Source organism: Micromonospora sp. 15K316 (genome assembly GCF_004348525.1).
Classification (GTDB): domain Bacteria; phylum Actinomycetota; class Actinomycetes; order Mycobacteriales; family Micromonosporaceae; genus Micromonospora.
This window is the reverse complement of the sequence record NZ_SMKG01000031.1, coordinates 33,254-41,314: the sequence shown is the minus strand read 5'-3', so window position 1 is coordinate 41,314 and position 8,061 is coordinate 33,254. Positions and strand designations below refer to the sequence as shown.

Below are 8,061 nucleotides of genomic sequence, written 5' to 3'. Positions count from 1 at the left end.
CCCTCGATGAGCGTCGCGACGTGCAGGTCCGTGACCCACTCGCCCTCGGGCTCGATCCGGATCCGGTACGTCAGACCGCCCTCGTCCACCTCCACCGGGGCGGTGCTGGTCACGATGGTCTGTCGGACGAACCGTTCGCGGGCGTAACGCAGCCGCAGTTGGCGCCGCGCCGAGTCGGCGACGACGGAGACACGTCGTGGACGCGGCTGCTGGATCTCCGCGGTGTCGGCGAAGTCGCTGCCGACGTCGACCCGTATGGTGAACTCGGCCGGCTGGGCGGAGTGGTTGAGCACGATGAGGCGCTCGTTGAAGGCCTCGTCGAGGGAGCGGTGCCGGATCAACGAGACGTCCGCGTCGACGTAGTGGCTGGCCGCCCCGGGCACCAGGAAGAACCGGGTCTCGAAGTAACTCATGTCGTCGCGGGAGAGGCTGTTCAGCCGCTCGCCGTCGACCTTGAGAACCCAGTGGGACAGGAAGCGGGTGTCGAACGAGAAGTAGCCGATGGGGTCGTGCGGGTCGACGACGATGTCGCCCTGCGCGTCGCAGATGGCGAAGGCGTTCCCCGACGTCACGTAGACCCGTTCCTGCCTCATGGCCGAGCCTCCTGTGCGGCGGCGGACTCGGCCGCCGCCTGCCGGGCGGCCTCCCGGGGATGGCGAGCGCCCGGCGGGCCGGGGAAGACGCGGCGGAACACCACGAAGAGCCGCATGTCGCCCTGCACGGTCAGGTCGTTGCGCAGCATCGCCGCGGAGGCCCGCACCTCCCCGGCGGCCAGCCGGTCGAAGACCGACCGGTGCGCGCGGACGACCAGATCGGCGTCGTCGGCCGAGCGGCTGACCTCGATGTGCTGGTCGGCGACGGTGAGGTACCAGTGTTCGGTCCAGCCGTCCTCGTACACGTCGAGCCGGAGCGTCCCGGCCATCGTCTCCGGTATCCCGGGACGCTGTTCGGGCGTCAGCGTCCGCAGGTGCTCCGTCGCCGTCGTACCCATCGCTGGCCTCCCCTCGTCCGGTCACCTTCCCGCCGTTCGGGGTGAGCCCGGTTCACCCGCCGCGGGTGAACCGGGCGTCGCGAGGTGGGAGACGAGGAGGAAACGGAACGGACGGCGGTCGACCGCGCGCGGTCAGCCCTTCCCGATCAGCCCCCGGAGGTAGGCCGCCTGGCCGACGTGCTGAAGGTCGTCGTCGATCACGCTGACCAACCGGACCCCGAGCGTCACCGGCGGGTCCCACGAGGTGTCGACCACCCGGTCCAGGTCCTCGGCGTGCAGCCCGGCCAGGAAACGCCGGGTACGGGTGTGCACCGCGTCGTAGTAGTCGAGCAGTGCCCGCGCGCTCTCCGGCCGGACCGCGGCGACCCGCTCGGGCGTGTGGCCGTACCCGGTGTCGCTCGGGTCGGCGTCGTCCAGGCCGAAGCGACCCGCCCAGTCGCCGGTCACCCAGAGCTGCTCGGTGCCGATCACGTCGGCCAGGTGGTCGTCCTGGATCCGGGTCAGGTGCCAGACCAGCCAGCCCACCGAGTTGGCGCCCGGCCGAGGCGCCTGGTGCAGCTGCTCCGGGCTGAGGCCGTCGACCGCCCCTCGGACCAGGTCGGGCAGCCGGTCGTACGCCTCGATCAGCAGGTCACTCGCGTCCATCTCGTACGCCTCCCGGGATCGCCTCCGCTGCCTGGTACCGCCCGCCACCCCCGGCCAAACCTGCCGGTTACCGTGATCATGTGGTCGCCGCGCTGGAGCTGTACCTGGACACCGACGCCACCCGCCGGATCCGGGTGCTCTGGGACGCGCTGGAGTCCGAGGGCGTGCAGAGCATGCGGTCGCTGCTGGAGCAGCGGCACCGCCCGCACGTGTCGCTCGCGGTGGCGCCCCGGTTCGATCCGGAACTGGTCGGCGCGGCGCTGCGGGGCATGGTGGTCGCCGCGCCGCTGCGGCTGTCGTTCGAGCACGTCGGGCAGTTCGTCGGCCGGGTGCTCTGGCTCGGGCCGACGCCGACCGTCGAGCTGCTCGCTCACCACCGTCAGGTGCACACCCGGCTCGCCGCGGCCGGCGTCGATCTGGTCGAGCACTACCAGCCGGGGCGCTGGGTGCCGCACTGCACGCTCTCGATGCGGGTGCCGAACGCGCTGATGGCCGCGGCGGTACGTCGGTGCCTGGAGATGTTGCCGCTGGAGGCGACGGTCGTCGGCGCGGCGCTCACCGACCACGCCCGCGGCATCTCCTGCCCCCTGGACTGAGCCCCGCGCGCCCGGCGGGCCGCTCTTCGAACGTCGGCGGGGCGCGGTTCGGGCCGACACGAGTCGGGTAATGGGAAACCACCTGTGCAGATGCTCCCCGGCGTGGGATCGTTCGAGTGAGCCGTGTCACAGGTTGGCGGCGGGCCGCGAGGGGGCGGGATCCGCCCACCTGCCACCCACCGTCGCTGTCGGTGGGCTCCGAGGAGTCACGGCGGCAAGAGAGAGGCATCGCCATGCAGGCTCAGCGCAGCGCGCCACCGGCCGAACGGAGCCAGACCAGCGAAGACGCACAGGTCACCGGCACCACCGGACCCTCCACCCCCCTCTCGATCTGGGCGGCCGCCGCCCTGCTCGGTCGCATCGGCGCGGACGAGGACGACGTCGAGGACGAGCGGCACATCCTGCGCGGCTTCGAGTAGCCGCCGCAGCCGGCTGGACGCGGATCTCGGAACCCGACCGCGAGATCCGCGCCGGCCCGCGCGCGGATCACCGCCCGCGCCGGATCACAGCCAGCCGCGCCGCTTGAAGATCAGGTACAGGGTGCCACAGACGAGCGCCATCAGCGCGATCGCGAAGAGGTAGCCGAACCGCCAGCGCAGCTCCGGCATGTGTACGAAGTTCATGCCGTAGACCGTGCCGATGAGGGTGGGGGCGAAGAGGATCGCCGCCCACGAGGAGACCTTCTTCAGCTCCTCGTTCTGCGCGTAGCTGGCCGCCGTGAGGCTGCGCATCTCCTCGTTCTGCTGCTGCGAGACCAGGGTGGCGTTGACCGTGAGGATGTTCTGCAGCAGGTGCCGGAAGCTGTCCACCCGCTCCACCACCTGGGTGAGGTGGTCGTTGACGTCCCGCAGGTACCGCTGCAGCTCCTCGTTGGTGCCGTACTTGCCGGAGCCCGCCTCGAGCGCGTCCAGCACGCCGAGCAGCGGCCGGGCGGCCCGCTGGAACTGGATCACCTCCCGGCTCAACTCGTAGATGCGGCGGCTGGCGTTCGGGTCGCCGCCGAAGACCTCCGTCTCGATCTCGTCGATGTCGTGCTCCAGTCCGGCCACCACCGGCGCGTACCCGTCGACGACCTGGTCGAGGATCGCGTAGAGCACCGCCTGCGGGCCGCGGGCCAGCATCTCCGGTTCGCCCTCCATCCGGCGCCGGACGGTGGCCAGGTCGGGCGCCTCGCCGTGCCGGACGGTGATGACGAAGCCGGGGCCGATGAAGAGGTGCACCTCGCTGAACTCGACCACCTCGCGTACGTCGACGTAGCGGGCGGCGCGCAGCACGACGAAGAGGGTGTCCCCGTACCGTTCGAGCTTGGGCCGCTGGTGGGCGTTGATCGCGTCCTCCACCGCGAGGTCGTGCAGCCGGAACTCCTGGGCGAGGGAGAGGATCTGCTCGCGGCCCGGCCGGTAGAGGCCGATCCAGGCCATCCCGTCGTCCAGCTCCTGGAGGCAGCGGTAGGTGTCGGCGAGGGTGGGGGGTGAGGCGTGCCGCCGCCCCTGGGCGTAGACGGCGCTGTCGACCAGCCCGCCGGGCCCGGAAGCCGGCCCCTGCGGCCACCACCCGCCCACCTGATGTTCGTGCTCGTGCTCGTCGAGGCGGCGGCCGAAGCCGCCCTCCTCCTCGGGAAGGTGACCGACGCCGACCATGACCACCTCCCACGGCTGCCTTACGGACGGCACGGGCGGCTACCCGCTCACCACGCCGACCGGGTCGCCCTGCATCCCCGCCTTCCGTCCACCGAAACCGCCCCGCCCCGCCGCTCAGGCGAGCAGCGCGCCGCCGTCGACGGTGATGACCGTGCCGGTGACGAACGAGTCGGCCATGCAGAACAGGTAGGCCGGGGCGACATCGTCGACCTCGCCCACCCGGCCCAGCGGGACCGCGTCGGCGGTCTGGCGGTACAGCTGTTCCCGGACCCCCTCGTCCAGGCCGGCCCAGAGGGGGCTGCGGACGACGCCGGGGCGGACGGCGTTCACCCGGATCCGGCGGGGCGCCAACTCGACGGCCAGTGCCCGGGTGAGCGCTTCGGTCGCTCCGCAGATGCTGGAGGCCACCGACCAGCCCGGGCCGGGGCGGCTACCGGCGGTGCCGGTGGTCAGGGTGATGGAGCCGCCAGCGCGAAGGTGCGGCGCCGCGGCCTGCACCGCGCCGAGCGCGCCGAAGTAGCGCAGCGTGAAGAACTCGCGGGCCTGCCCCAGGTCGAGCTCGGCCAGCGGCATGAGTGCCAGCGGCTCGCCGGCGGTGTAGACGAGGTGGTCGATCATGGTGCCGTTGTCGGCCAGCCGGGCGAAGAGTTGACCCACCGCAGCCGCATCGGTCAAGTCGACCGCGTGGCCGCGCGCCTTCTCCGGCAGCTCGGCGAGCGCCCGATCGACGCTGGCCGGACTGCTGGAGACGACGGTGAGGGTCGCCCCGGCGGCGCATGCCGCGCGCGCCGTGGCGAGGCCGATGCCGGAGGTGCCGCCGAGAACGACGACGTGCTGGGAGCCCAGGTTCTGTGATGCCACTGTGTGCCCTTCTCACGAATGTCCTGGCACCACCCTGCGCGCCGGAACGAGCCGGCGTCCAAGACCTCTCTGGCCTCCTGTGATACCCGTAAGGTATTGACATGCCCGCCGACCTGGACCTCCGGAAGCTGCGCTATTTCCTCGCCGTCGCCGAGCACCGGCACTTCGGCCGGGCCGCCGCCCAGCTGCGGATCGCCCAGCCGGTGCTCTCTCGCCAGATCCGGGCGCTGGAGCGGGAGCTGGGCGCGGCCCTGCTGGTCCGCGACCGGCGGCGCACCGAGCTGACCCCGGCCGGCGAGCGACTGCGCGAGGAGGCGGGGCCACTGCTGGCCCGGGCGACCGCCGTGCAACGGTGGGTCGCCGAAGCCGCCCGCAGTGGCGCCGGCACCTTCACCGTCGGGTTCATGCCCGGCCTCACCGTCACGGCGGAGGTGCGCGCGCTACGCGAGGCCAATCCCGGGCTGGCCGTCGAAGTCGTCCGCACCAGCTGGGACACCCAGGCCGAGGTCATCCGTGACGGTCGCGTCGACGTCGGATACGTCCGTCTCCCGCTCGACGAGCGCGACCTGGCCCTGGAGCCGCTGTTCGAGGAGGCCCGGGTGATCGTGGTGGCGGCCGACCATCCGCTGGCCGGACGGCCACGGGTCAGCATCGAGGAACTCGCCGACGAGCAGCTCCTCCAGAACCCGGAGGCGGTCCCGGAGTGGCCGGACGACACCCGCCGGCGGGGCACACCGTACGCCACCGAGGTGCCGGCGCTGACCGTGGAGGAGAAGCTGGAGCACGTGGCGGCCGGGCGCGGCGTCATCGTGCTGCCGCTCTCCACAGCCCTCTTCTACAGCCGGCCCGATGTCACGCACAGCGTCGTACACGACATCGGCCCCAACCGGGTCTGCCTCGCGTGGGCCGCGGACAGCCGTAGCCGCCTGGTGCGGCAGTTCCTGACCATCGCCGCAGAGACGCACCGGCCCGGGCGGCTACGCCCAGGGTGACGGGGACGTTAGCCTTCTCACTTCACACCGCGAAAGTTTGCCGGGGCTGAAAGATCCTCCCTAGGTTGTCCGGGTGACCGTCCACCCCGCCGCCCCGACCGTCGGACTACGGGACCGCAAGAAGCAGCAGACCCGCGACGCGCTGGCCACCGCCGCGCTGCGCCTGGTCGCCGAACGCGGACTCGAACACGTCACGGTCGAGGAGATCAGTGCGGCGGCCGACGTGTCCTCCCGGACGTTCTTCAACTACTTCCCCTGCAAGGACGACGCCCTCGTCGCCGATCACTCCGTCGACAGCGCCTGCTTCCTGACCCGGCTCGCCCAGGTGCCGACGGAGGTGCCCGCCCTCGCGGCCGTGCGTACGGCCCTCGGCGAGATGGTCGACCGGATGCAGGCGGACCGCGAACGCTGGCTGCTGCGGATGGTGGTCATCGAGCGGAATCCCGCCCTGCTGCCGCGCCTGGTCGCCGCCGGCGTGGAGACGGAGCGCGCGATGACCGAGCTGGTCGCCGAGCGCGTGGGCGTACCTTCTGATCATCATTTTCCGGCGCTGGTCGCGGCCGTGACGGGTGCCGCCTTCCGGTCGGCCATGCTCCGCTGGGCCGCCGGCGACGGGGCCCGCTCGTTGTCCGAACTCGTCGACGACGCGTTCGAGGCGCTCGCCGCCGGCCTGCCCGATCCGCAGCCGGCACCCTGACCCATCCCTTCCGTACCGACGAGTTAAGGAACCCGATGTCCGCACCCACCGCGCCGATCGACGCGGTCGAGGCCGTACCGGCACGCATGTCCCCCCGGGAGGTCCTGCAGGCCCTCTCCGGACTGATGGTCGGCATGTTCGTGTCGATCCTCGCGTCCACGGTCGTGGCGAACGCGCTGCCGCGCATCATCGCCGACCTGCACGGCAGCCAGACGGTCTACACCTGGATCGTCACCACCGAACTCTTGGCCATGACGGCGACGGTGCCGCTCTGGGGCAAGATGGCCGACCTCTACAGCAAGAAGCTGCTCATCCAGTCGTCCCTGGGGCTGTTCGTGGTCGGCTCGCTCATCGCCGGTTTCACCCCGAACGTCGAGGTGCTGCTGGTCAGCCGGATCGTGCAGGGCATCGGGGCGGGCGGCATGACCGCCCTGGCCACGATCGTCATGGCCGCGATGATCCCGCCGCGTGAACTCGGCAGGTACGCCGGCGTCTTCGGTGCCGTCTTCGGCGTCGGTACCATCGCCGGACCGCTGATCGGCGGTGTCCTGGTCGACACGTCCTGGCTCGGCTGGCGCTGGTGCTTCCTGATCGGCGTCCCGTTCACCCTGCTGTCGATCTTCCTGCTCCAGCGGACGCTGCACCTGCCGGTCGCCCGGCGCAAGGTGCGGATCGACTGGCTCGGCGCGCTGCTGATCACGACCGGTGTCTCGGTGCTGCTGATCTGGTCGTCGCTGGCGGGCAACAAGTTCGCCTGGGCCTCCGGCTGGACGGCCCTGATGGTCGCCGGCGGCGTCCTCCTGCTGGCCGTGGCGGTCTTCGTGGAGTCCCGCGCCGCCGAGCCGATCATCCCGCTGAAGATCTTCCGGAGCCGGACGGTCTCGCTGGCCACCATCGCCAGTGTCCTCGTCGGCGTGGCCATGTTCGGCGGCACGGTCTTCCTGTCGCAGTACTTCCAGATCTCGCTCGGCAAGACGCCGACAGTGGCCGGCCTGATGAGCCTCCCGATGATCTTCGGCCTGCTGGTCTCGTCGACGGTCGCCGGCCAGCTCATCACCAAGTACGGTCGCTGGAAGATGTACCTGGTCGCCGGTGGGGCGATCATGACGGCCGGAATGGTCCTGCTCGGCACCATCGACGCGGGGACCAGCGTGACGGTCCTGTCGATCTACATGGCCGTGCTCGGCATCGGTGTCGGCATGCTCATGCAGAACCTGGTGCTGGCGGCCCAGAACGACGTCCCGGCCCAGGAACTCGGCGCGGCCACCTCCGTGCTGACCTTCTTCCGCAGCATGGGTGGCGCGATCGGCGTGAGCGCGCTCGGCGCCGTACTCGCCAGCCGGATCACCACCCTGATGTCCGAGAAGCTCGGCCCGGCCGCGGCCGGCGGCTCCTCAACCAACGAGGTCCCCGACCTCACCGAACTGCCCGAGCCGGTGCTGCGGATCGTGCAGGACGTCTACGGCATCGCCACCGCCGACCTGTTTTTGATCGGCGCGCCACTGGCGCTGCTCGCAATGATCGTGGTTCTCTTCATCAAGGAGAAGCCACTGCACACCCTCAGCGGTGAGGAGCGGCGGGCGCAGGAGGAAGCCGCCCAGGCGGCATCCCTGTCCCACTGACCACCCCCACCGGGACG

General features: G+C 71.3%; 10 protein-coding genes. 5 read left to right on the top strand and 5 right to left on the bottom strand.

What is annotated here, in order from left to right:
• From E1211_RS09975 to E1211_RS09965, 3 genes are all read right to left on the bottom strand, one after another.
• Positions 1-593 (bottom strand): glycogen debranching N-terminal domain-containing protein (locus tag E1211_RS09975; RefSeq protein WP_305792200.1); only part of this gene is annotated, 593 nt, incomplete at its 3' end.
• A complete protein-coding gene (locus E1211_RS09970; protein ID WP_132347696.1) occupies positions 590-991 on the bottom strand; it encodes an SCP2 sterol-binding domain-containing protein in 402 nt (133 codons plus the stop codon). The genes E1211_RS09970 and E1211_RS09975, both read right to left, overlap by 4 nt.
• 132 nt (positions 992-1,123) lie before the next feature.
• Entirely contained in the window at positions 1,124-1,636 is a 513-nt protein-coding gene (locus E1211_RS09965; protein WP_132347694.1) for a DUF664 domain-containing protein, read from the bottom strand.
• Positions 1,637-1,716: 80 nt separating this feature from the next.
• On the opposite strand from E1211_RS09965, the gene E1211_RS09960 reads away from it, so the two are divergent.
• The gene (locus E1211_RS09960) at positions 1,717-2,232 is read left to right on the top strand and encodes a 2'-5' RNA ligase family protein (protein ID WP_132347692.1); all 516 of its coding nucleotides are present in this window, start codon (positions 1,717-1,719) and stop codon (positions 2,230-2,232) included.
• Positions 2,233-2,465: 233 nt separating this feature from the next.
• Complete coding sequence (locus tag E1211_RS09955) at positions 2,466-2,651, top strand: hypothetical protein (RefSeq protein ID WP_132347690.1); 186 nt, start codon at positions 2,466-2,468, stop codon at positions 2,649-2,651.
• 84 nt (positions 2,652-2,735) lie between these two features.
• On the opposite strand, the gene corA is transcribed toward E1211_RS09955, so the two are convergent.
• Positions 2,736-3,872 (bottom strand): magnesium/cobalt transporter CorA, encoded by a 1,137-nt coding sequence (gene corA, locus E1211_RS09950; protein ID WP_132347688.1) that lies wholly within the window; start codon positions 3,870-3,872, stop codon positions 2,736-2,738.
• Between the two features lie 114 nt (positions 3,873-3,986).
• Entirely contained in the window at positions 3,987-4,733 is a 747-nt protein-coding gene (locus tag E1211_RS09945; RefSeq protein ID WP_243709471.1) for an SDR family oxidoreductase, read from the bottom strand.
• A 101-nt stretch (positions 4,734-4,834) separates the two neighbouring features.
• Here E1211_RS09945 and E1211_RS09940 point away from each other — a divergent pair, with 101 nt between their 5' ends.
• From E1211_RS09940 to E1211_RS09930, 3 genes are all read left to right on the top strand, one after another.
• A complete protein-coding gene (locus tag E1211_RS09940) occupies positions 4,835-5,725 on the top strand; it encodes a LysR family transcriptional regulator (protein WP_132347686.1) in 891 nt (296 codons plus the stop codon).
• A gap of 73 nt (positions 5,726-5,798) precedes the next feature.
• Positions 5,799-6,422 (top strand): TetR family transcriptional regulator, encoded by a 624-nt coding sequence (locus E1211_RS09935; protein ID WP_132347684.1) that lies wholly within the window; start codon positions 5,799-5,801, stop codon positions 6,420-6,422.
• Between the two features lie 35 nt (positions 6,423-6,457).
• Complete coding sequence (locus E1211_RS09930) at positions 6,458-8,044, top strand: MDR family MFS transporter (RefSeq protein WP_132347682.1); 1,587 nt, start codon at positions 6,458-6,460, stop codon at positions 8,042-8,044.
• Positions 8,045-8,061 lie beyond the last annotated feature (17 nt).